The organism is Streptomyces sp. NPDC047880 (genome assembly GCF_040706515.1).
Lineage (GTDB): Bacteria > Actinomycetota > Actinomycetes > Streptomycetales > Streptomycetaceae > Streptomyces.
In genome coordinates this window covers 309,112-330,446 of sequence record NZ_JBEZOK010000003.1, presented here as the reverse complement: position 1 = coordinate 330,446, position 21,335 = coordinate 309,112, and the positions used below count along the sequence as shown (strand labels likewise).

Here is a 21,335-nt window from a genome sequence, read left to right as displayed (position 1 = left end):
AACGCTTTGACCTCGCCCCCTCGGCGCGACAGGGTTCGACACGGCGCGTTTCGCGACCCCGCGCCGGAAGGACCACTGCCATGATCGGCATTTCGGAGATCGAAGCGGCGGCCGGGCGCATCGCCGGGCACGTCGTGCGCACCCCGACGGTGGACAGCCCGGGGCTGTCGGCGCTGCTCGGTGCACCGGTGACCGCGAAGCTCGAGCTGCTGCAGCGCACCGGTTCGTTCAAGGCACGCGGGGCGACGGTGAAGCTGCTGTCGCTGGGCGAGGCAGAGCGGGCCGCCGGGGTCGTGGCGGTCAGCGGGGGCAACCACGGGATCGCCGTCGCCGTCATGGCCGCGGCCCTCGATGTGAAGGCCACGGTCGTGATGCCCCGCTCGGCGCCCGCCCGTGCCGTGGAGATCGCGGAGGCAGCCGGCGCGTCGGTGCGGCTGACCGACGACATGGACGGCGCGTTCGCGCTGATGACACGGCTCCAGCAGGAGGGCCTGACCCTGGTCCACCCCTTCGACGACCCGGCCGTGATCGCCGGGCAGGGCACGGTGGGGCTGGAGCTGGCGGCCGACGCCGGCGAGCTCACCGACGTGCTCGTGAGCATCGGCGGCGGTGGCCTGATCGCCGGAGTCGCCGCCGCGCTGCGGGCCCGCCGGCCCGGCGTGCGGGTGTGGGGGGTGGAGACCGAGGGCGCACAGGCCATGTCCGAGGCGCTGACGGCGGGCGGCCCGCTGCCGGTCGCGCTGTCGTCGATCGTCTCCACCCTCAGTGCCCCGTCCGTGTCGCAGCTGACGTACGACCATGTCTCCGCCCTGGTCACCGAGGTCCTCGTGGTTCCGGACCGGGAGGCCGTGCGGGGCTCGCTGGAGCTGGCCGACCACGCCAAGGTCTGGGCCGAACCGGCGGCCGGGTGCCTGCTGCCCGCGGCCCGGCGGGTCCTGGAACGGGTCGGCGACGGGGCCCGGATCGGCCTGGTGGTGTGCGGGGGCAACGCGACGACGGACGACGTGTTCGCCTGGTCGCGCCGCTTCGGGCTGCGCTGACGTCGCGGCCCCTCTTGACGAATCCACCGCTAAATTCATCGGAGGGCTCGGAGTTCAGACGTCGTACACGTCCGCATTTACCGCCGGTTACCAGCAGGCCGGGGCCGAAATAGCCAATCAGCCGGGCCGCGGCGATCGAATTCCGCGCGACCGTCGCGGCCCGGCTGCCGAGGTGAGCCACGCCCGGACCCCCGAAAGACCGCTTTTCCTCGCACACTTGATCCCTTCTCTTGAACAAAAGACAGGATTGGGGCCGGAGTTGCGATCCGATTGAACGCAAGCCGCCTCACCCCCCGTACTTCTGGAAAAGTGAGAGCCAGGTTTCCAGCGAGGGATGGCCATGGGCAGGGCGCACGTCTCCACACACCAGTTGGTCGCCGGCCGGTACCGGCTGCTCGAGATCCTCCATCGCGAGACCAACCGCATCTGCTGGTACGCCGAGGACACCGGGGCCGGCGAGTTCCCGCGCCCCTGCCTCGTGACCCAGGTCGGGCTTCCCGAGGACCCGGGCGGGGCCGAGCGCCGGGCCGCAGCCCGGCTGCTGCGCACGACCGAGAGCATGGCGCTGGTGTGCCCCGGCCGGATCGCCGCGGTCGTCGACGCCGTCGAGCAGGGCGGTGCCCTGTGGACGGTCAACGAGTGGATCGACGGCACACCGCTCGCTGAACTCCTCTCCGAGCAGGGCACGTTCAACTACGTGCGGGCGGCGCGGATCGGCCTGGCCCTGCTCGACGTGCTGGACGCCGCGCACACCGAGGGCATCACGCACGGCGAACTCAGCCCCGGCCAGGTGTTCGTGCGCGAGGACCACTCGATCGTGGTCACCGGCTTCGGCCTGGCCGGCGCGACGCTCGCGCCCCGGCTCACGGCACCGGCGTTCGCCTCCCCGGAGCAGGCCCGCGACCAGCGCATCGGCCCCGCCGCCGACCTGTGGGCGCTGGGCGCGATCCTGTACACGACGGTCGAGGGCCGCCCGCCCTTCCGGGACCGGGGGCGCCCGGAGAACACACTGAAGGGCGTGGACCGGCTGCCGCTGCGCACGCCGATGCGCGCCGGGCCGCTCACGCAGGTCGTCCAGGGGCTGCTCCGCAAGGACGCACGGGAGCGGCTGACCCGCCCGGTGGTTCGTGAGGCGCTGACCCGCGCGCTCAGCGAGGATCCCGAGGCCGCCCTGGCCGCGGCGCCGGTCCCGCGGCTGCGCGGCGCCTACGCGGCGGTGTGGACGGGGAGCCCCGCGTGGAGCAGACGGACCATGGTGGCGGGAACGGCCCTGGCCGTCGTCACCGTCGCGGTCGCCGTGCTCGCCGCGACCCAGGGGCTGCCCGGCACGGACGGCGGCAGCGACGCGGCCGAATCGCCGGCCCGCCCGCCGGCCTCCGCCGCCACGCCGGGCGAGGGCACCGGCGACGGCGGCCCCGAACCGTCCGGGGCGCCCAGCCCGACCGAGTCCCCCTCCCCCACGCCCTCCGCGTCGTCCCCGGCGGGCAAACCCGCCCCCGCACCCACCCCCACGCCCTCCTCGCCGAGCACGGCCCTGCCGGCCGGCTTCCAGCTCTACCGCGCGCCGGAGGGCTTCTCCGTCGCGCTTCCGAAGGGTTTCGAGCGGCTGGACACCGACCGCGACGCAGCCGCCTACCGGGTCGTCTTCGGCGCCGAGGGCGACGACCGCACGCTGGCCGTCACCTACAGCGAGCAGGCGGGCCCGGACCCGGTGGCCGTGTGGCGGGACGACGTCGAGCCCAACCTCAAACAGGCGGACGACTACGACCGGATCGGCGCGATCCGCGCGACGACGTACCAGGGGCGCAAGTCCGCCGACATGGAGTGGACCGCGGACGTCGGCGGTACCCGCCTGCACACCTACGGCCGCGGCGTCCTGCTCGGCGGGGGCCGGAGCTTCTCGCTGCGCTGGACGACCCCGGACGCGGATTGGGAGACCGCGGCCAACCAGCAGGCGTTGCGCACCTTCTTCAAGACCTTCCGGCCGGACTCGGACTAGCCGCGCGGGGCGCGCAAGGTGGTGAGGCGACCGCCGTGCAGCGGCGCGGTGCGCCAGTGCGCGGTGAGCGTCCGGTCCGCCAGGGAGCAGGTCAGCGCCAGACGGTGCGGGGTCTCCAGGAACGCCACGTCCACGGCCAGCGTGCCGTCCTCGGTCCAGCCGCCGCTCACCGCGGCCGGAACGGGGCCCTCGGTGACCGTCCAGCCCGCCCGTCCGATCCGCAGGTCGATCCGGTCGGGACGGTCCGGCCCGTCTCCCACTCCGGTGAGGGTCAGCGTCCAGCCGTCCGCGCCGCGGGCGAGCCCGGCCGAGCGGACCGGTCCGGCCTGCACGGAGGACGTGAACGCGCCGGTCGACCAGTCCCGCTCCCGCCCGGGGGGTGCGGGGGCGCCCGGTGCGGGCGGCAGCGCGAGCCGGCCGAGGCGCTCGCGCAGCTCCGCGTCGGCGCCCTCGCGGCCGGTCAGCGGCTCGGGTCCGAAGGCGGGCAGCAGATGCGCCCAGACCAGGTTCAGGTACTCCTGCATCCGCTCGGTCGCGGAGGTCGCCGCGATCACCACGTCGTGCTCCGGCAGCACCAGGCAGAACTGGCCGTACGCCCCGTCCCCCCGGTAACCGTGCCGGGACGTCCAGAACCGATAGCCGTAGCCCCGGTCCCAGTCCTGCCGGTCCACCTCTCCCATGGCGCCGGCGGTCGGTGTGCGGGGGTGCGAGGCGCGGGCCGCCCATCCCTCGGGCAGCAGCCGCTCGCCCGCCCAGAGGCCGTCGCGCAGGTACAGCTGTCCGAGCCGGGCGACGGCGTCGGTGGTGGCGTGCAGGCCACTGAAGCCGAGCTCGCGGCCGGTGCGGTCCGTCAGCCAGGACACGTCACCGATGCCCAGCGGAGCCAGCAGCCGGGGCCGCAGGTACGCGGTGAGCGGTTGCCCGGTCACCCGCTGGACGATCGCGGCGAGCGTGTAGGTGGCGGGCTGGTTGTAGGCGAACACGGTGCCCGGGTCGGCGTCCGGGGGCAGCAGCAGGAACTGCCGGACGGGCTCGGTGACGTCCGGCCCGAAGACCTCGTCCACGGTGTCCCGCCGGTGGCCGCTCGCCATGGATGCGACGTGCCGTACGAGCATGCCCCGGCTGCGCGGATCGGTGATGCCGGCCTCGAACTCCGGGAAGTACGAGATCACGGGGGCGTCGAAGGCGAGCAGCCCCTCGGCCTCGGCCAGGGCCGCGGCGGTGGCGGTGAAGCTCTTGCTGAGCGAGTACAGCAGGTGACGGCGTCCGGCGGTGTACGGCGCCCACCAGCCGGCCGCGACCAGGTACCCGTGCCGCATGATCATCAGACTGTGCGGCTCGATGTCGGGCGCCGCTTCCAGGGCATCGAGGAAGGCCTGCACTCCGGAGGCGTCGACACCTTGTGCGGCGGGGCCGGAGGACGGCAGGGCGGAGGCACTCATGCACGCATCCTGCACCTGCCGGCGTCCTTGATCGAGCCCGTTTTCAAGTCCCGTGTCAGGGGACTCGCCGGTTATGGTGCAAATCGGATACACGATGATGACCGAGCAGGCCGGCCCCCGAGAGCTCGTCGACCACGTGGTGCGGGCCGAGGAGGCGGGCTTCGACTTCTCGGTGACCTCCGACCACTACTTCCCGTGGTTGCGCTCGCAGGGCCATTCGCCCTACGCGTGGGCGGTGCTCGGCGCGGCCGCCCAGGCCACGTCACGTATCCCGCTCATGACGTATGTGACGTGCCCGACGTTCCGCTACCACCCGGCGGTGGTGGCGCAGAAGGCCGCGACGCTGCAACTGCTGTCCGAGGGCCGGTTCCGGCTGGGCCTGGGTTCGGGCGAGAACCTCAACGAGCACGTGGTGGGCGGCGGCTGGCCGTCCGTCGATGTGCGGCACGAGATGTTCGAGGAGGCCGTGGAGATCATCCGTGCCCTCTTCAAGGGCGGCCACGTCAACCACCGCGGCACGCACTTCGACGTGGAGTCGGCCCGGCTGTGGGACCTGCCGGACGAGGCGCCGCCCATCGGCATCGCCGTCTCCGGGGAGCGGTCCTGCGAACTCGCGGGCCGGCTCGGCGACCTGGTGATCGCCACCGAGCCCAAGGCCGGACTGCTGGAGGCGTTCGACCGGCACGGCGGCGAGGGCAAGCCCCGCGTCGGCCAGCTCCCGGTCTGCTACGACCCCGACCGGGACGCGGCCGTCAAGCGGGCGCACTCCCAGTTCCGCTGGTTCGGCAGCGGCTGGAAGGTCAACTCGGAGCTGCCGCACCCGGATTCCTTCGAGGCGGCGACCCAGTTCGTCACGCAGGACGACGTCGCCGAGGCCATCCCGTGCGGTGACGACCCGGACGCGTTCGTCGAGGCCGTCCGCCCGTACGCCGAGGCCGGGTTCACCGAGGTCGCCCTGGTCCAGATCGGCGGCGAGTCGCAGCCCGCGTACCTGGACTGGTCGGAGAAGACCCTGCTGCCCGCGCTGCGGGACGCGTTCGGCTGAGACTCCCGGCCAGTTCCCCCACCGTCCGTTCGGCCGGTCGAGCCCTCCGCCGCGGAGGGCTCTTCTTCGCATCCTCGCGCAGCGGTACCCCGGGCAGACAACGGTTTCGGGCGGGCCGTGGGGACGGTGAACGGCGAGGTCAGCGGCTGCCGCTAGGCTTCCGTCCGCACCTCGTGCAGTCCGTCTGCCCCGCCCCAGGAGAGTCGTCCGTGACCGTAGCCATGACCCCGCCCGAGACGTCCCCCGTCGTCCCGGCGCCCCTCTCCGACCTGGTCGCGCGGGACGCGCGCGAGTTCGGCGCGTACGCCCGGACCGGAGGGTGGGCGTTCGGTCTGAAGGTGGCGCGCAGCGTGCGGCCCGGCGGGCAGGGCGCGGACGAGACGCCGAAGGTGTCCGCCAAGGAGTTCGCGGAGCTCGCCGGCTGCTCCCCGGAACGGGTCATGCGCTACTACAAGGCGTGGGACCGGGCGGCGGACGACGGGATGGTCCCGCAGTTCGAGGCGCTGACGCCGGGTCAGGAGGTGGACCTGCCGGACGCCGACGTGTGGCTGAGCTACTACGTCTCCCGCAACAGCGCCACGTCCGAGCGCGGCACCGCCATCTCCGAGGCCGCCGAGGCGGAGGGCATCCGGCCCACGAAGGCGCTGGAGGTCGCGGAGAACCCCACCGCCCTGCGCGCCGCGATCCTCGCCGACCCCTCCACCGCCCGGGCGGCCCGCCAGGCCCTGCTCGACCGGGTCCGTGAGGACCCGGATCTGCAGTCGGAGCTGGCCCGCGACGTCGTGCGCACCGACGAGCTGAAGAAGGCCGTCGCCGGTGAGAGCAGGGCGGCCGACCGGATCGGGTACGTGCGGCAGATCGCCGAATCGGGGCAGATCAAGACGCCCGCCGGGCAGACCGTCGAGGCGCCCGCCGAGCTCCGGCAGGAGGCCGAGCGGCACCTCTCGCTCATCGACGAGCTGGACGAGGGCGAGGACGCCGGCGAGTGGGCCGGCGAGGCCTACGACACCATGCGGGCGCTCGTCGTGGAGGCCGTGGAGGCGGACCCGGGGCTGCGGGTGCAGGAGCGGCGCACGAAGTTCTACAGCAGTCTGCAGAAGGCGACGAAGGTGTTCGAGGAGCTGACCTTCGACGACGCCGGTGAGTTCTACGAGGACGACATGGTGCAGCGCCTGGAGGAGCTCCAGCGGGCTGTGGCCGTCTGCATCGAGTCGCTGCGCGGTGCTCGGGGGAATCACCCGGTCGGCTGAGCATTTCACAGCAATCGGGGGTACTAGAGGGCTCTACATCGGTTCTTCCCGGAGGCCCCCTCGTGAACTCGTTCGTCCACAAGACCCTGGTGGTGCAGCTCCAGGCGGGCGACTCGGACCGTTTCTCCGTGCTCGCCCACCTGAGCTACGACGCCGCGGACCCGTTCGCCGTCACCGTGGTCTTCAGCCATGACGGCCGCGTTCTCGCCCGGTGGCAGCTGGACCGGGAGATGCTCGGTGACGCGCTGCGGCGTCCGGTCGGGGTGGGCGACGTGCGGATGCGCCCTCAGGCGCGGGGGATGTGGCAGGAACTGCGCATGGAGTTCCTCGGCGACGCCCGCCCCGACGGCGGCCGGCACCACGCGGTGGTGTTCGGGTGGGCGCCGGGGTTCGCCGCGTTCCTGCGCGAGACCCACGCGGTGGTCCCGCCGGGCCGCGAGGAGGTCCGGGTCGACGACTTCCTGGAAGGGGTCCTGGCCGGGGGCTGAGACGGGGACCGGTGCCCGGGCCCCTCACCTCGCCGTGTGGCGGTGCCGGGTCCACAGCGGCAGCACGAACCAGCACAGCAGATACCAGCCCACCACGCCGGCGACCAGGTACGGCACGAAGCCGTCGTGCGTCGCCACGCGCAGGATCAGCAGCAGCGAGGCCGTCGTGGTGGCGAGCAGCAGCACGAGGCCGAACAGGGTGAGGCGGGAGGCCAGCCGCACCGCCTGGGGTTTGACACGCCGCCCGGCGACGATGCGGTGCAGGGCCACCGGTCCGATGAGCGCACCGGTGGCGCAGGCGCCCAGGACGACCGTCACCAGATAGATTGTCTGGTCGGTGTCGGAGAGGTCCGCGTACTTCTCGGTGAAGACCACGGTGAGCAGGAAACCGAACAGGATCTGGACGCCCATCTGGGCCACCCGGACCTCCTGGATGAGCTCCTGCCACATCCGGTCCGCGCGCTCCTCCTCCGTCTCGTTGCGCCCCCGGCGCATGCCCCCGCCCTCTGCCGCGTCCGCCACTGTTCCTCCAGATGTGAGATCCGGGCCCTCCTCTTTCCCGGGTTCCCCGGAAGCGGCTCCTCGTCCCGGGGCGGGTGGCGGTTTGAGCGATCAGGGGACGGTTACACGGACGGCGCGAATGACGCAGAGCACCGAGGAGGTCGTGGACGCATGTCCGGTACGCAGCTCACCGTGACGCTCAGCGGCGGAGGCACCGACGACGCGCGAACGGTCGTCCGGGCCCTGGAGGGCACGTTCGGGGCGCCGGACGAACGTCCCGCCGACGGTAACGCGACGGTGCACACGGCGACCTTCGACGCGGACGGCGACGCGGCGTCCACCGGCGGCGGGGCAACGGGTCCGGGGCGGCTGTCCGCGCCGGTGACCGTCACCGTGCAGGGCAGCCCGGAGGCCGTGCGACGGGCGAGCGACACCCTCACACGGGCCTTCACGGCACGCGACGACGGTGCCGCCTCCGGCGACCAGGAGCAGGAGAGGCAGTTGCTCCTGGAGCCTTGAGTGCCGCTCTCACCAGCGCGATTCGACCTGCTCGCTGATGCGCCGGTCGTACAGGTCGCGGATCGCCGCCGTCGTCTCGCCGGGCAGCTCCGGGAGGCGGGCGGCGGCCGCGTTGGCCCGGGCCTGCTCGGGTGAGCGCGCGCCGGGGATCACGGTCGTGACGCCGGGCTGCTCGACGATCCAGCGCAGCGCCAGCTGGGCCGGGGTGTACCCCTCGGGGGCGAGTGCCGCGAACTCGGCGGCCGCCTCGACGCCCGTGGCGTAGTCGACGCCGGAGAAGGTCTCGCCCTGGTCAAAGGCCTCGCCGTGCCGGTTGTAGGTGCGGTGGTCGTTGTCCGGGAAGACGGTGTCCCGGGTGTACTTGCCCGAGAGCAGGCCGGAGGCGAGCGGCACCCGGGCGATGATGCCGACGCCCGCCTCACGGGCGGCCGGGAGCACCTCGCGCAGGGGCTTCATGCGGAACGGGTTGAGGATGATCTGCACGCTCGCCACGTTGGGCCGGGCGATCGCGGTCAGTGCCTCCTCGCAGGTCTCGACGCTGACGCCGTAGGCGGCGACGCGCTCCTCCTCGACCAGGGTGTCGAGGGCGTCGAACACCTCGTCCGTGGAGTAGACGGGTGTCGGCGGGCAGTGCAGCTGGACCAGGTCGATCCGGTCGACGCCGAGGTTGCGCCGGGAACGGTCGTTCCAGTCGCGGAAGTTGTCGAGCACGTAGTTGCCGGGGATCTGGTCGACCCGGCGGCCCATCTTCGTGGCGACCATGACGTGCAGGTCCGGTCGGCCGCTGAGGAACGCGGCGATGGTCTGCTCGCTGCGGCCGTCGCCGTACACGTCGGCGGTGTCGAAGAAGGTCACCCCGGCCTCCGCCGCGGCCTCCAGGACCGTGAGGGCTTCCTTGTCGTCGACGTCACCCCAGTCGGCACCCAGCTGCCAGGTGCCCAGACCGATGACGGAGGCGTGCTGACCCGACCTGTCGAATGTGCGCTCGTCCATGGGCGTCAGTGTGTCATCTGTCACGGCACGGCGCGGAACGTGTCGCTCCGGCCCGCCGACCCCCGCACCATTCACCCACACGAGTGAATCGGATGCGACAGGAACACGACACGTGTCAACCGGCCCCTAGCGTGGCCTCCCGTGATCACCGGTTCCGCGCACAACGACCCGTCGAACGCCACGCCATGGACGCGCCGGGGCTTAATTCGCGGGAGGCCAGTGCCCGCGCGTGCACCGTCCGCGCGACCTTCGGCCCCAGCCAGCGTTTGAAGCGGCGCAGCGACTCCAGCTGCCCGGCCGCCCGGTCGAGCCGGTAGTACAGCTGGGGCGGGACATAGGGCAGCAGCGGTGAGTGCCGCTGGCCGAGCAGGGCGAACATGCGCTCCGGCGGCAGATGCATGTAGCGCGGCAGGTTCTCGTACCACTGGGCGCTGTAGCGGGCCGCGCTCTGGACGGGCAGGAGGGCCGCCTTGCGTACCCGCTCGTAGCGGGCCAGGGCCTGCGGGAGGTCCGGCTGTTCCCGCAGCGCCGCCGCCAGGGCGATCGCGTCCTCCAGGGCGAGGGTGGTGCCGGCGCCGATGGAGTAGTGCGTGGTGTGGGCCGCGTCGCCGAGCAGGACGAGATTGCCGTGGTGCCAGGTGTCGTTCGTGAGGGTGCGGAATGTCTGCCACGGGGTACCGCCCGGTCGGCCCAGCAGGGCGTGGCCGTCGAGGACGTCGGCGAAGAGCTTCTCCAGCAGAGCGCGCCCGTCGGCCTCGCTCGCGTGGTCGAGGCCGAGCCCGGTCCAGGTCTCGGGTGTGCATTCGACGACGCAGGTGCTGCGGTCGGGGCCGTAGCCGTACCCGTAGCACCAGATCCAGCCGTGGGCGGTCTCGACGAAGGCGAAGGTGAAGGCGTCGAAGACCTTGGCGGTGCCGAGCCAGACGTAGCGATTGCGCCCGGGAGTGAGCTGTGATCCGAAGTGCGCGCGGTGGCGGGTGCGCAGGGCGCTGCGGACGCCGTCGGCCGCCACGACCAGGTCGGCATCACGGGGCAGGTCGCCGGCGGCGATCTCGCGCTCGTACTCCAGGCGGACGCCGAGCTCGCGGGCCCGGGCGGCGAGGATCTCCAGCAGCCGGTGGCGGCCGATGCCGTGTCCCTGGTCGCCGCTGTGCCGGGTCGTGAGGTCCCGCACGTGGGCGACGCCGTCGCTCCACCGGACGGAGTGGGCGTCGAGGGCGCGCGCCGACTCGGGGTCCTGCTCGTGGAGCCGGTCGAACAGTCCCCGCCAGTACGTCACGCCCCAGCCGTAGGTGCGCCCCTCCGGGTCGCGTTCGTAGACGGTGACGTCGTGGGACGGGTCCTGCCGCTTGAGCAGGATCGAGAGATACAGACCGGCGGGCCCGCCGCCGACACAGGCGACCTTCACACACACCCCAATGGTGACCGAGAGCTGTCGATTGCGGACGCAGAGTAGCAGTGCCGGGGCATGACCCACCGACCGCCGGATCGCGCCAGTTTCGCGGCGTGACGCGCACCACGGGCAACGGAACGCACAGGCAGAAACATCCGCCACGGCACCCCGCACGGGCGGAATTTCCCCTTCCGCACTCACGCGAAGGGCCGCCACAGCAAGATCATCTTGGTTCAATCTTGCATGGCAAAGGGGGAATTGCCCGGATCACAGCCAACCGGCTCGCGTGGATTTCTCCCGTTGACGGCCCGGCCGGTAGGTATGCGGGGTCATCAGCCGAAAGCCATCCAGGAGGTCCGTATGCCGGAACTCAGCCGTCGCAGCGCGCTCACCGCCGCGGCCGTCCTCGCCACGAGCGCGGGGACGTTGTCAGTCATCACCCCGGCGTCGGCCGCCGGGCACCACGACTCCCCCGGGGCCTTCGACGAGGTCTACAAGGGGCGCCGGATACAGGGCCGGCCGGCCGACGGGTCCGGTCACCACGGCCACCACGGGGCCGGCTACGCCGTGTTCGTCGACGGGGTGGAGCTGCACATGATGCGTAACGCCGACGGCAGCTGGATCAGCGTGGTCAGCCACTACGACCCGGTGGCCACCCCGCGCGCCGCGGCCCGCGCCGCGGTGGACGAGCTGCAGGGCGCGCCACTTCTGCCGTTCCCCGCCAACTGACCCGACTCGCAAGGCATCTGGAGCACCCGCACATGGCTGTCCGCAAGAACCAGTCCACCCTGACCGCCGACGAGAAGCGGCGTTTCGTCGCCGCGCTGCTGGAGCTGAAGCGCAGCGGCCGCTACGACGAGTTCGTCACGACGCACAACGCGTTCATCGTCTCCGACACCGACAACGGCGAGCGGACCGGGCACCGCTCACCGTCCTTCCTGCCCTGGCACCGCAGATTCCTCCTGGAGTTCGAGCGGGCGCTGCAGTCGGTGGACGCGTCGGTGACGCTGCCCTACTGGGACTGGACGGTCGACCGCACGCCGCGGGCCTCACTGTGGGCGCCCGACTTCCTCGGGGGCACCGGGCGGGAGCGGGACGGCCGCGTGACGGACGGGCCGTTCTCCGCCGCCGGGGGGAAGTGGCCGGTCAACGTGCGGGTCGACGGCCGTACCTTCCTGCGGCGCGCCCTCGGGGCGGGGGTGCGCGAGCTGCCGACGCGGGCCGAGGTCGACTCGGTGCTGGCGATGCCCACGTACGACATGGCGCCCTGGAACAGCGGCTCGGACGGCTTCCGCAATCACCTCGAGGGGTGGCGGGGCGTCAATCTGCACAACCGCGTCCACGTCTGGGTCGGCGGGCAGATGGCCACCGGGGTCTCCCCCAACGACCCGGTGTTCTGGCTGCACCACGCGTACATAGACAAGCTCTGGGCCGAGTGGCAGCGCCGCCACCCCGGCTCGGCCTACCTGCCCACCGCCGGTACGCCGAACGTGATCGACCTGAACGAGACGATGCGGCCGTGGCACGACATGAGCCCCGCGGACCTGCTGGACCACACGCGGTTCTACACGTTCGACGTCTGATCAGACGCTCGCGCCCGTGCGGCACTCCGGGTGGCCCCAGCCGCTGTCGTTCTTGGCGATGGACTCGCCGGCCGCGTAGGAACGCCCGCACTGGCAGCGGCCGGGGAACTTCGCCTTGATCGTGCGCGCGGAGCCCTTGCTCCCTGCGGCCCTGGGGGTGCGCGGGCGGGAGCGCGGGGCCTTGGCCGGGGTGTCCGGGGAAGGCGGCGGCTCGGGAGAGCCGAGACCGCTGCCGGCGGGCTCCTGGACGGTCGCGGCCTGGCTGGCGGCACGGTCGGCGAAGTCGTTGAGCCGGTCGCCGTCCACCTGGTGGGCGGGGACGTACCGGAACTCGACCGAGCGGCCGTCCAGGAGTTCGTCGATGCGCACGACGAGGTCCTGGTTGGCGACCGGCTTGCCGGCCGAGGTCTTCCAGCCGTTGCGCTTCCAGCCCGGCAGCCAGGTCGTCACGGCCTTCATCGCGTACTGCGAGTCCATCCGGATCTCGAGCGGCACGTCCGGGTCGGTCGCTGCCAGCAGGCGCTCCAGCGCGGTGAGTTCGGCGACGTTGTTGGTGGCCCTGCCGAGCGGCCCCGCCTCCCACCGCTCCGGCGTCTCGGAAGCGTCGGCGACGACCCAGGCCCAGCCCGCGGGCCCGGGATTTCCCTTCGAAGCCCCGTCACACGCGGCCACAACACGTTCAGGCATGCGCTCGATCATGCCATGGCCGCGGGGGCCGCCCGACCAGGAGGCCGGGAGGTCCGGGGAGGCCGCGGGTGTCTAGGCCACGTCGGTCAGCTTCGGCATCTCTCCCTCGGTCTTCGTGATGTCGATCACCGAGAAGTTCGCACCCTGCGGGTCGCTGATCGCGGCGAACCGGCCGAACGGGGTGTCCATCGGCCCGAACCGCAGCACGCCGCCCAGCCGGGTGGCCTTGGCGACGGCCGCGTCGCAGTCCTCGACCGTGAAGTAGACGTTGATGTACGGCTGCACCTCGGGCGGGAAGTCCTCGTCCATCTTCATCCGGCCCAGCACGCTGCGCTCGCCCAGGTCGTAGATCCGGAAGTCCATCTCGCCGTCCTCCATGTCCCGCTGCCGGTAGGAGAAGACGGCGGGGAAGAACGCGTCGGACTTGTCCGGCTCGCGGGTGAAGACCTCCGCCCAGGCGTAGGCGCCCGGTTCGGCCATGGCCTCGAAGCCCTGGTGGGTGCCCGCCTGCCAGACGCCGAAGACCACTCCGCCGGGGTCGCGGGCCAGGCACATGGTGCCGAAGTCGCCGACCTGCATCGGTTCCATCAGCACCTCGCCGCCGTGGTCCCGGATCCGGGCGGCGGTGGCGGCCGCGTCCTGGGAGGCGAAGTAGAGGCACCACTGCGACAGGCCCTCCTGGCCCGGCATGGGCGGTACGACTGCGGCTACCGCCTTGCCGTTCACGGAGGCCTGCGTGTAGTTGCCGAACTCCGCCGACGCCTCGGCGAAGGTCCAGCCGAGGACCTCGCCGTAGAAGCTCTTGGCCCCTTCGAGGTCGCCGAACATCGCGTCGGCCCAGCACGGGGCCCCTTCAGGTTGCACGGCCATGGCTACGGCCCTCTCCCCATGAGTGGATGCGTCCGTTTCCTCACGCTAGTCACCCGGGGGCGGACCCGCGCGCCGAGCGGGCCCGCACGTGACGCACGTCTTCCCCCCGGCGCCCGGTTGTGCTTGCCTGAGGGCCCTTTCGGTGGCCGGGGCGGGAGTTGCCGTATGCGCAAGCCGTGGGTGGGGGTACTGCTGGCCGGGGTGCTCCTCGGCGGGTGCGGGGATCCCGCTTCCGCGCCCGAGGAGCCGGCGCCGGCGGCACCGCGCGCGTCGGCCACCACCCACCAGCGCGCCCCCGTCTCCCCCGGCCCTGAGCCCCTGCGGGCGCCGACGGTGCTGTACCTCGGCGACTCGCTGGCGATGGAGAGCCGGACGGTCCTGGGCAGGGAGTTACACCGGGACCTGCAAGCGAAGTACACCGGCGCCCCGTACTCGGGCACCACCCTGTGCGACTACCTGGAGGGCACAGCCGAGCGGTCCCTGGTCCCGGCCGCCGACAAGGCCGCCGCGCTGGTGCGCAGGCTGCGGCCGGACTTCGTGGTCCTGCAGTTCTGGGGGAACTCCTGGGGCTACACGCCGTGCATGGACGGCATCACCTACGACAAGTCCCCGGCCCGGTACTTCAGCCGCTACGCAGCCGACGCGCGCCGGCTCACCGAGCAGATCACCGCGGCCGGGGGCGGCCACCGCCCGAGGATCGTCTGGGTGTCCCAGGGCCCGGATCCGGTCACGCCCGACCGGGTGCGCCGCGTCAACGCGCTCTACGCGAAGCGGGCCGCCGCCTCGGGCGGTCTGGTGGCGGACGCCGGGAAGGCCGTGAGCCCCGCCGCAGGCCGCTACACCTGGACGCAGTACCTGCCCTGCACGGCCTACGAGCGCGCCCACCCGGACTACTGCACCCAGCCCGGCCTCGACCGCACGGCCCTGCACCGCGACGACGACCACCTGCACTTCTGCCTGGCCCCCACGACGTCCAGGCCGAAGCCCTGCCCGGTCCGCTCCCCAGGGATCCTGCGCATCGCCCGGGAGATCGCCAAAACCGTTCGACAGGCGGTGCGTTGACCGCTCGAATGGGCTCATGGGTGCGGTGCGGATGCATGAGGACGAGCTGGAGATCGACGTGTCGCTCGTCGAGCGGCTGATCGCCGGACGGTTCCCGCGGTGGGCCGGGCTGCCGGTGTGGCGGCTGGAGTCCTCCGGGACGGAGAACGCCATGTTCCGCCTCGGCACGGACAAGGTCGTACGGCTCCCGAGGCACCCGCGTGCCGTGGAGGCCATCGCGCACGAGCTGCACTGGCTGCCCCGGCTGGGCCCGGCATTGCCCGTGGGCGCGCCCGAACCGCTCGGGCGGGGCGAGCCCGGCGACGGCTTCCCCTGGCCCTGGTCGGTGTACCGCTGGCTGGACGGCCGCAACCCGGTGCCCGGCAGGCTCGAGGAGCCCGCTCTGCTCGCCGAGGACCTGGCGGGGTGGGTCACGGCCCTGCGTCGCATCGACGCGTCGGAGGGACCTCTGGGCTACCGGGGAGTGCCGTTGGCGGACCGGGACCCCTTCATGCGGGAGGCGCTCGCGGACCTCGCCGGGCGGGTCGACACCGCCGCGGTGACGAAGGTGTGGGAAGCCGCCCTGCGCGCTCCGGAGCACACCGGGCCGCCGGTCTGGGCCCACGGCGATCTGATGGCCGGGAACCTGCTGGTCGCGGGCGGACGGCTCAGCGCCGTGATCGACTTCGGGACGGTGGGCGTCGGTGATCCGGCCGTCGACCTCATCGGCGCCTGGTGCCTGCTGCCGGCCGCGGCCCGCGGGGTGTTCCGCGAGGCCGTGGGCGCCGGCGAGGCCGAATGGGCACGGGCCCGGGGCTGGGCCCTGTCGATCGCGGTCATCGCGCTGCCGTACTACTGGGACACGAACCCGCCCGTCGCGGCGAACTCCCGGTACGTGATCGGTGAGATCGCCGCCGAGACGGCGTAGGGGCCGGGCCGGCACGGTGTGCGGGACGGCTCCGCCCCCGCGGGGGGCGCGTCACTGGCCGGCGTACGCCTTGTCCAGCGCGGCGATGTCGAACTTGCTCATCGCCATGAACGCCTGGGTGACGCGGGCGGCCTTCGCCGGATCCGGGTCGGTGATCATCGCGTCGAGCCGGTCCGGGACGACCTGCCAGGACACGCCGAACCGGTCCTTGAGCCAGCCGCAGGGGCCCGGCTCGCCGCCGTTCTCGGTGAGCCTGGTCCAGTAGTAGTCGATCTCCTCCTGGTTCTCGCAGAAGATCATGAAGGAGACCGCCTCGCTGAACGTGAACTCGGGTCCGCCGTTGAGGCCCAGGAACCGGTGTCCGTTGGCCGTGAACTCCACGGTCATCACGCTCCCGGCGGGCTGCGGGGCGCCCTCGGGGTAGCGGGCGATCTTGCCGACGCCGGAGTTCTTGAAGACCGAGACGTAGAAGTGGGCGGCCTCCTCGGCCTGGCCGTCGAACCAGAGGCAGGTGGTGAATCCGTCGGTGGTCATGAGTCCTCCCGGGTGCGTGGAACGCTGTCACCACTGTCGACCGGTACCGGCCCCGGAACTCATCGGCCGGGGGCGTCCGTCAATTCAGGTGGCCGTTACACCGTTCGGAACTAGCATCATGCTCATGACGTCCACGCCCGCCGGCAGCGGCATCCGTCCCTTCCGCATCGACGTACCGCAGACCGACCTCGACGACCTCCACGAGCGCCTCGACCGGACCCGGTGGCCCGACGAGCTGCCCGGAGTGGGCTGGACCTACGGCGTTCCCTCGGGCTATCTGCGCGAGCTGGTGCGGTACTGGAGGCACGACTACGACTGGCGGGCCGCGGAGGCGCGGCTGAACACGTGGCCGCAGTACGTCACCGAGATCGACGGCGCGCAGGTGCACTTCGCGCACATCCGCTCCCCCGAGCCCGACGCGACACCACTGGTCGTCACCCACGGATGGCCGGGATCGATCGTGGAGTTCCTCGACGTGGTCGGGCCACTGACGGATCCGGCCGCACACGGCGGCGATCCGGCCGACGCCTTCCACGTCGTGCTGCCGAGCATCCCCGGCTTCGGTTTCTCCGGCCCCACCCGGGAGACCGGCTGGGAGGCACGCCGGATCGCCGACGCGTGGGCCGAGCTGATGACACGCCTCGGCTACGAACGGTTCGGCGCGCAGGGCGGCGACTGGGGCGCGGCGATCACCCGCGAACTGGGCCGCGTCCATCCCGGCCGGGTCCTCGGCATCCATCTCAATCTGCTCCCGGGCGCCCAGGCGGCCACCGAGCCGACCGCCGAGGAGCTGCGGGCGCTGAGTCCGGCGGAGCGGGAGCGCACGCTCACCTCCTGGCGGCGGTGGACGCAGTGGTCCCGCGACGGCACGGGCTACTTCCACCTGCAGTCCACCCGGCCGCAGACCGTGTCCTACGCGCTCACCGACTCCCCCGTGGGACAACTCGCCTGGATCGTCGAGAAGTTCCAGGAGTGGACGGACTCCGAAGAGCTGCCCGAGGAGGCCGTCGACCGGGATCTGATGCTCACGAACGTGATGCTGTACTGGCTGACGGGCACGGCGGGCTCGTCCGCCCGGGTCTACTACGAACGGGCCCACGCCCGGGGCGAGCGGGTGGCCGCTCCGCAGGAGCCCTCCACCGCGCCGACGGCCGTGGCGTCCTTCTTCGGCGACCCGCAGATCCCGCTGCGGCACAGGGCCGAGCGCACGGAGAACATCGTCCGCTGGACGGAGTTCGACCGCGGCGGGCACTTCGCCGCTCTGGAGCAGCCGGACCTGCTGGTCGGTGATGTGCGGGCGTTCTTCCGCCAGTTGCGCGACAAGAGCTGAGCCGTCCGGGCTCCGCCGGTAGCGGATCTGCCGAGGGCAGAGAAACCGTTCACGGGCATCGTGCGAGGTCGACAGTGGAGTCGACGGCACATCCCCGACCTGTCGACGGCATGCGTTGCCGCGACGAGGAGAACCGATGACTCCACTCATGACGCTCGCCCCGCGGGCGGAGGAGGGCGACACCCCTCCGACCCGATTCGACGACCACCTGGCCGCCCAGCTGCTCGCGCAGCGCATCGTGCTGCTGGGCACCCAGGTCGACGAGGTCTCCGCCAACCGGGTCTGCTCGCAGCTGCTCATCCTGTCCGCGGAGGACGCCCACACCGACATCAGCCTGTACATCAACAGCCCGGGCGGCGCGGTGCACGCGGGCCTCGCCATCTACGACACGATGCGGCTCATCCCGAACGACGTCTCCACGCTGGCGATGGGCTTCGCGGCCAGCATGGGCCAGTTCCTGCTGAGCGTCGGCGCGCCCGGCAAGCGCTACGCCCTGCCGAACGCGCGGATCATGATGCACCAGCCGTCCGCGGGCATCGGCGGCACCACCGCCGACATCGAGATCCAGGCGGAGAACCTGGAGTTCACCAAGCGGACCATCGAGCGGATCACCGCCGAGCACACCGGTCAGAGCCAGGAGACCATCTCCCGGGACGGTGACCGGGACCGCTGGTTCACGGCCGAGGAGGCCAGGGAGTACGGCATGGTGGACCGGGTCGTGGAGTCCCTCACGGACGTCCGCCCCGCGGCGACCCGGCGCAGGATGGGGCTGCAGTGATGGGCTCGTACACGATTCCGAACGTCGTCGAGCGCACCCCGCAGGGCGAGCGGTCCTACGACGTGTTCAGCCGGCTGCTGTCCGAGCGGATCATCTTCCTCGGCACGGAGATCGACGACGGCGTCGCCAACGTCGTCATCGCCCAGCTTCTCCACCTGGAGTCCTCGTCCCCGGAGAGCGAGATCGCCGTCTACATCAACTCCCCGGGCGGCTCGTTCACTTCGCTCATGGCCATCTACGACACCATGACGTTCGTGCAGGCACCGATCTCCACGTTCTGTGTCGGGCAGGCGGCCTCCACGGCGGCCGTGCTGCTGGCCGGCGGGGACCCGGGGCGGCGGTTCGTACTGGAGCACTCACGAGTGCTGCTGGGCCAGCCGGCCAGCGGGGGACAGCGCGGCATGGTCTCCGATCTGGCGCTCCAGGCCAAGGAGATGGTGCGCATCCGCTCGCAGGTCGAGGAGGTGCTGGCACGGCACACCCACCACGACGTGGCGACCCTGAGGGCCGACATGGACCGCGACAAGGTGTTCACCGCGCGGGAGGCGGTGGAGTACGGACTGGCCGACGAGGTGCTCAGCCGGCGCCTCGTGAAGGTCTGAGGCGCCGGCCGGTACGGCGGCGGGTACGGCTCAGGCGGCCAGGCACATCCCGTCGTGCGACGGGGTGGCCACGCCGCGGCGGCGGCCGGCCGGGTGGCGCGACGTGAGGCGGGTCAGTTCGCCGTGCGCCCGCGTCAGCAGGTCACCGAGGTTCAGCCCGAGGGCGTGGGCGGCGGCCGCGAGGACCTCCGAGGAGGCCTCCTTGCGGCCGCGCTCCACCTCCGAGAGGTACGGCATGGAGATCCGCGCCTCGTCGGCGACGTCCTTCAGCGTGCGCTCCTGCGCGAGGCGTTCGCGCCGGAGGACGTCGCCCACCAGGTCCCGCCACAGCGGCTCCTTCGTGGTGGGGACCTGCGGCCCCTGGCGCGGCGGTGCGCCGGCGGGACGCGCGGCGTGCGGGCGCAGTGGGATGACTCGGGCGTCGTTCGGCGACTGGTTGCTCACTTCTCCAGCCTAGGAAGCCCGGCCGCCGGGGGAAGGGCCCGGCGTTCCGCCCTGGGTGGAATCACCGGGCGGGGGCCGACGGGACCACAGGCCGAAACATGACATTCCATTCATTTCGCCCATGGCAAAATCGAAGGGCATGGTGCGCCTCGACGCGGGTACCCGCAACTCGGGAGTACCTATGCAGATGTCCGCCGTGACGTTCGTGGGAGAGGTAATGGAGACCGCCGTGATCCGGTCGAAGGCACAGGCCGTCGAAGAGAACGCCGAGGCCAGCGCGGGTGACGGAGCACTGCCGGGCGTCGTGGACCCGCGGTCCGTGGCCCCGCGGGACGCGAGGCAGCTGTCCCGCCAGTTCTTCCAGCGCCTGACGGAACTCGAAGAGGGGACGCACGAGTACCAGTACGCGCGCAACACCCTGATCGAGATGAACATGTCGCTCGTGCGCTTCGCGGCCGGACGGTTCCGGGGCCGGGGCGACGACATGGAGGACATCGTCCAGACCGGCATGATCGGCCTGATCAAGGCCATCGACCGGTTCGAGCTCTCGCGCGAGGTCGAGTTCACCTCCTTCGCGCTGCCGTACATCGTCGGCGAGATCAAGCGGTTCTTCCGGGACACGACGTGGGCGGTGCACGTGCCCCGGCGGCTGCAGGAGCTGCGCGTGGAGCTGGCCAAGGCCCGCGAGGAGCTCGCCAGCCGCCTGGACCGCGAGCCGACGGTCGGTGAGCTGGCCACGCTGATGAACATCTCCGAGCGCGAGGTCGTGGAAGGGCAGATCGCGGCGAACGGGTACAACTCGTCGTCGCTGGACGCCGCGCTGACCGGCGACGGTCCCGAGGGCGGCGAGGCCGTCCTGGCCGACTTCATCGGAGTCGAGGAGGACGGGCTGCGGCTCGTCGAGGACTTCCACGCGCTCGCCCCGCTGATGGCGGAGCTGAGCGAGCGTGACCGGCAGATCATCCACATGCGGTTCGTGGAAGAGGCCACCCAGGCGGAGATCGGGGAGCGGCTCGGCTGCTCGCAGATGCACGTCTCCCGCCTGATCAAGCGGATCATCACACGGCTGCGCGAGGGCATGCTGGGCGAGCTGGGCTGCGCCTGACACCGTCGCCGACGAGCGGGTGCCGTCCCCCATGCGGGAGTGGGACGGCACCCGTGCACGTCGTGCGGTTCGCACAGGTCTCCTTGCCGGGCCCCGCTGTTCCTCGACCGGGCCGGGCACGGGAGTGACTCGTTCCGTCCGGGTGACACATCTCACCCGGACGACTCATCCGCTGGTTGCGCCGGAAAGCGGCAGAACGGCGCGTACCCGCTTGCCGACGGGCACACGTTCCACGCTGACCTGCTCCGCGAGCGCGTGGACGATCTCCAGGCCGTGCCGGCCGATGCGCTCGGGGTTGCGCGGGAAAATCCGGGGCAGTGCGGAGCTGCTGTCGTAGACCGACACCGTCACCGCGGTGTCGGTGCCGACGAGCTCCAGGATGTACGGACCGTTGCTGTGCCGGTCGGCGTTGGTGATCAGCTCGCTCACCACCAGCAGCACGGCACCGTCGACCCGCTCGTCGATGCGCGCACACCACTCGGTCCTCAGCTGGTCGAGAAAGAGCGCGGCGAAGGACCTCGCCTCGGCGATGCATCCCTGCTCACCGGTGTAGTGTGCCGCCCGCCGCAGCGGTTCCACGGGCACGTCGAAACCAGTCGTTATCACTGCCCCGTCCAGGTGGTCGATCATTCTTTTCTCTCTGGGAAGCCGGACTGGCCGGACGCTCTGCCCCAGTGCTCGTACCCCGAGCCGGGCTTCACAGTCCTCACGGATGCGGGCCCGGTCGTGGCCCAGGGCATTGTCCCCCGTTCGCGGGGCACCC

General features: G+C 71.9%; 23 protein-coding genes. 14 read left to right on the top strand and 9 right to left on the bottom strand.

The annotated features are described in order from the left end of the window. The first annotated feature begins 80 nt into the window (after positions 1-80). Both AB0937_RS07500 and AB0937_RS07495 read left to right on the top strand, forming a co-directional pair. Positions 81-1,040, top strand: coding sequence for a threonine/serine dehydratase (locus AB0937_RS07500; protein WP_366710150.1), 960 nt, complete (start codon positions 81-83; stop codon positions 1,038-1,040). Between the two features lie 340 nt (positions 1,041-1,380). Next, entirely contained in the window at positions 1,381-3,039 is a 1,659-nt protein-coding gene (locus tag AB0937_RS07495) for a serine/threonine-protein kinase (RefSeq protein ID WP_366710149.1), read from the top strand. Here the strand turns inward: AB0937_RS07495 and AB0937_RS07490 are convergent. Next, positions 3,036-4,481 (bottom strand): serine hydrolase domain-containing protein, encoded by a 1,446-nt coding sequence (locus AB0937_RS07490; RefSeq protein WP_366710147.1) that lies wholly within the window; start codon positions 4,479-4,481, stop codon positions 3,036-3,038. The two genes, AB0937_RS07495 and AB0937_RS07490, sit on opposite strands and share 4 nt — an antisense overlap. 73 nt (positions 4,482-4,554) lie before the next feature. Here AB0937_RS07490 and AB0937_RS07485 point away from each other — a divergent pair, with 73 nt between their 5' ends. From AB0937_RS07485 to AB0937_RS07475, 3 genes are all read left to right on the top strand, one after another. After that, positions 4,555-5,526, top strand: coding sequence for an LLM class F420-dependent oxidoreductase (locus tag AB0937_RS07485; RefSeq protein ID WP_366710146.1), 972 nt, complete (start codon positions 4,555-4,557; stop codon positions 5,524-5,526). 221 nt (positions 5,527-5,747) lie between these two features. After that, a complete protein-coding gene (locus tag AB0937_RS07480; protein ID WP_366710244.1) occupies positions 5,748-6,776 on the top strand; it encodes a hypothetical protein in 1,029 nt (342 codons plus the stop codon). A gap of 62 nt (positions 6,777-6,838) precedes the next feature. Next, the gene (locus AB0937_RS07475) at positions 6,839-7,264 is read left to right on the top strand and encodes an SsgA family sporulation/cell division regulator (RefSeq protein WP_366710144.1); all 426 of its coding nucleotides are present in this window, start codon (positions 6,839-6,841) and stop codon (positions 7,262-7,264) included. A 24-nt stretch (positions 7,265-7,288) separates the two neighbouring features. On the opposite strand, the gene AB0937_RS07470 is transcribed toward AB0937_RS07475, so the two are convergent. Continuing rightward, complete coding sequence (locus AB0937_RS07470; protein ID WP_366710242.1) at positions 7,289-7,759, bottom strand: DUF6328 family protein; 471 nt, start codon at positions 7,757-7,759, stop codon at positions 7,289-7,291. A gap of 177 nt (positions 7,760-7,936) precedes the next feature. Here AB0937_RS07470 and AB0937_RS07465 point away from each other — a divergent pair, with 177 nt between their 5' ends. Next, positions 7,937-8,284: a hypothetical protein gene (locus AB0937_RS07465; protein WP_366710142.1), complete on the top strand. Its 348-nt coding sequence runs from the start codon at positions 7,937-7,939 to the stop codon at positions 8,282-8,284. Between the two features lie 9 nt (positions 8,285-8,293). On the opposite strand, the gene AB0937_RS07460 is transcribed toward AB0937_RS07465, so the two are convergent. Continuing rightward, on the bottom strand, positions 8,294-9,277 hold the full coding sequence (locus tag AB0937_RS07460; RefSeq protein WP_366710140.1) for an aldo/keto reductase: 984 nt from the start codon (positions 9,275-9,277) through the stop codon (positions 8,294-8,296). A 145-nt stretch (positions 9,278-9,422) separates the two neighbouring features. Next, positions 9,423-10,691 (bottom strand): FAD-dependent monooxygenase, encoded by a 1,269-nt coding sequence (locus tag AB0937_RS07455; protein ID WP_366710138.1) that lies wholly within the window; start codon positions 10,689-10,691, stop codon positions 9,423-9,425. 339 nt (positions 10,692-11,030) lie between these two features. Here AB0937_RS07455 and AB0937_RS07450 point away from each other — a divergent pair, with 339 nt between their 5' ends. Together AB0937_RS07450 and AB0937_RS07445 are read left to right on the top strand one after the other, a co-directional pair. After that, positions 11,031-11,399: a tyrosinase cofactor gene (locus AB0937_RS07450; protein ID WP_366710137.1), complete on the top strand. Its 369-nt coding sequence runs from the start codon at positions 11,031-11,033 to the stop codon at positions 11,397-11,399. Positions 11,400-11,431: 32 nt separating this feature from the next. Continuing rightward, on the top strand, positions 11,432-12,253 hold the full coding sequence (locus AB0937_RS07445) for a tyrosinase family protein (protein WP_366710136.1): 822 nt from the start codon (positions 11,432-11,434) through the stop codon (positions 12,251-12,253). Here the strand turns inward: AB0937_RS07445 and AB0937_RS07440 are convergent, their stop codons facing one another. Further along, positions 12,254-12,952 (bottom strand): ribonuclease H, encoded by a 699-nt coding sequence (locus tag AB0937_RS07440; RefSeq protein WP_366710135.1) that lies wholly within the window; start codon positions 12,950-12,952, stop codon positions 12,254-12,256. 60 nt (positions 12,953-13,012) lie between these two features. Further along, complete coding sequence (locus tag AB0937_RS07435) at positions 13,013-13,810, bottom strand: VOC family protein (RefSeq protein WP_366710134.1); 798 nt, start codon at positions 13,808-13,810, stop codon at positions 13,013-13,015. 165 nt (positions 13,811-13,975) lie between these two features. On the opposite strand from AB0937_RS07435, the gene AB0937_RS07430 reads away from it, so the two are divergent. Both AB0937_RS07430 and AB0937_RS07425 read left to right on the top strand, forming a co-directional pair. Continuing rightward, positions 13,976-14,872, top strand: a complete 897-nt coding sequence (locus AB0937_RS07430; RefSeq protein WP_366710133.1) for an SGNH/GDSL hydrolase family protein — start codon at positions 13,976-13,978, stop codon at positions 14,870-14,872. Between the two features lie 16 nt (positions 14,873-14,888). Further along, positions 14,889-15,779 carry an aminoglycoside phosphotransferase family protein gene (locus AB0937_RS07425; protein WP_366710132.1) on the top strand — a complete coding sequence of 297 codons (891 nt, stop codon included), beginning with the start codon at positions 14,889-14,891 and terminating at the stop codon, positions 15,777-15,779. Positions 15,780-15,830: 51 nt separating this feature from the next. Here the strand turns inward: AB0937_RS07425 and AB0937_RS07420 are convergent, their stop codons facing one another. Continuing rightward, a complete protein-coding gene (locus AB0937_RS07420) occupies positions 15,831-16,313 on the bottom strand; it encodes a VOC family protein (protein WP_366710131.1) in 483 nt (160 codons plus the stop codon). Between the two features lie 124 nt (positions 16,314-16,437). On the opposite strand from AB0937_RS07420, the gene AB0937_RS07415 reads away from it, so the two are divergent. From AB0937_RS07415 to AB0937_RS07405, 3 genes are all read left to right on the top strand, one after another. Beyond that, on the top strand, positions 16,438-17,643 hold the full coding sequence (locus tag AB0937_RS07415) for an epoxide hydrolase family protein (protein ID WP_366710130.1): 1,206 nt from the start codon (positions 16,438-16,440) through the stop codon (positions 17,641-17,643). Between the two features lie 136 nt (positions 17,644-17,779). Continuing rightward, a complete protein-coding gene (locus AB0937_RS07410) occupies positions 17,780-18,421 on the top strand; it encodes an ATP-dependent Clp protease proteolytic subunit (RefSeq protein WP_366710129.1) in 642 nt (213 codons plus the stop codon). After that, a complete protein-coding gene (locus AB0937_RS07405) occupies positions 18,421-19,023 on the top strand; it encodes an ATP-dependent Clp protease proteolytic subunit (RefSeq protein ID WP_366710127.1) in 603 nt (200 codons plus the stop codon). The genes AB0937_RS07410 and AB0937_RS07405 overlap by 1 nt, the downstream gene beginning before the upstream one ends. A 30-nt stretch (positions 19,024-19,053) precedes the next feature. On the opposite strand, the gene AB0937_RS07400 is transcribed toward AB0937_RS07405, so the two are convergent. Next, on the bottom strand, positions 19,054-19,467 hold the full coding sequence (locus tag AB0937_RS07400) for a helix-turn-helix transcriptional regulator (RefSeq protein ID WP_366710125.1): 414 nt from the start codon (positions 19,465-19,467) through the stop codon (positions 19,054-19,056). Positions 19,468-19,684: 217 nt separating this feature from the next. Here AB0937_RS07400 and AB0937_RS07395 point away from each other — a divergent pair, with 217 nt between their 5' ends. Next, positions 19,685-20,572, top strand: coding sequence for an RNA polymerase sigma factor SigF (locus AB0937_RS07395; RefSeq protein ID WP_366710240.1), 888 nt, complete (start codon positions 19,685-19,687; stop codon positions 20,570-20,572). A 165-nt stretch (positions 20,573-20,737) separates the two neighbouring features. Here AB0937_RS07395 and AB0937_RS07390 read toward each other — a convergent pair whose 3' ends face one another. Continuing rightward, the gene (locus AB0937_RS07390) at positions 20,738-21,202 is read right to left on the bottom strand and encodes an ATP-binding protein (RefSeq protein WP_366710123.1); all 465 of its coding nucleotides are present in this window, start codon (positions 21,200-21,202) and stop codon (positions 20,738-20,740) included. Positions 21,203-21,335 lie beyond the last annotated feature (133 nt).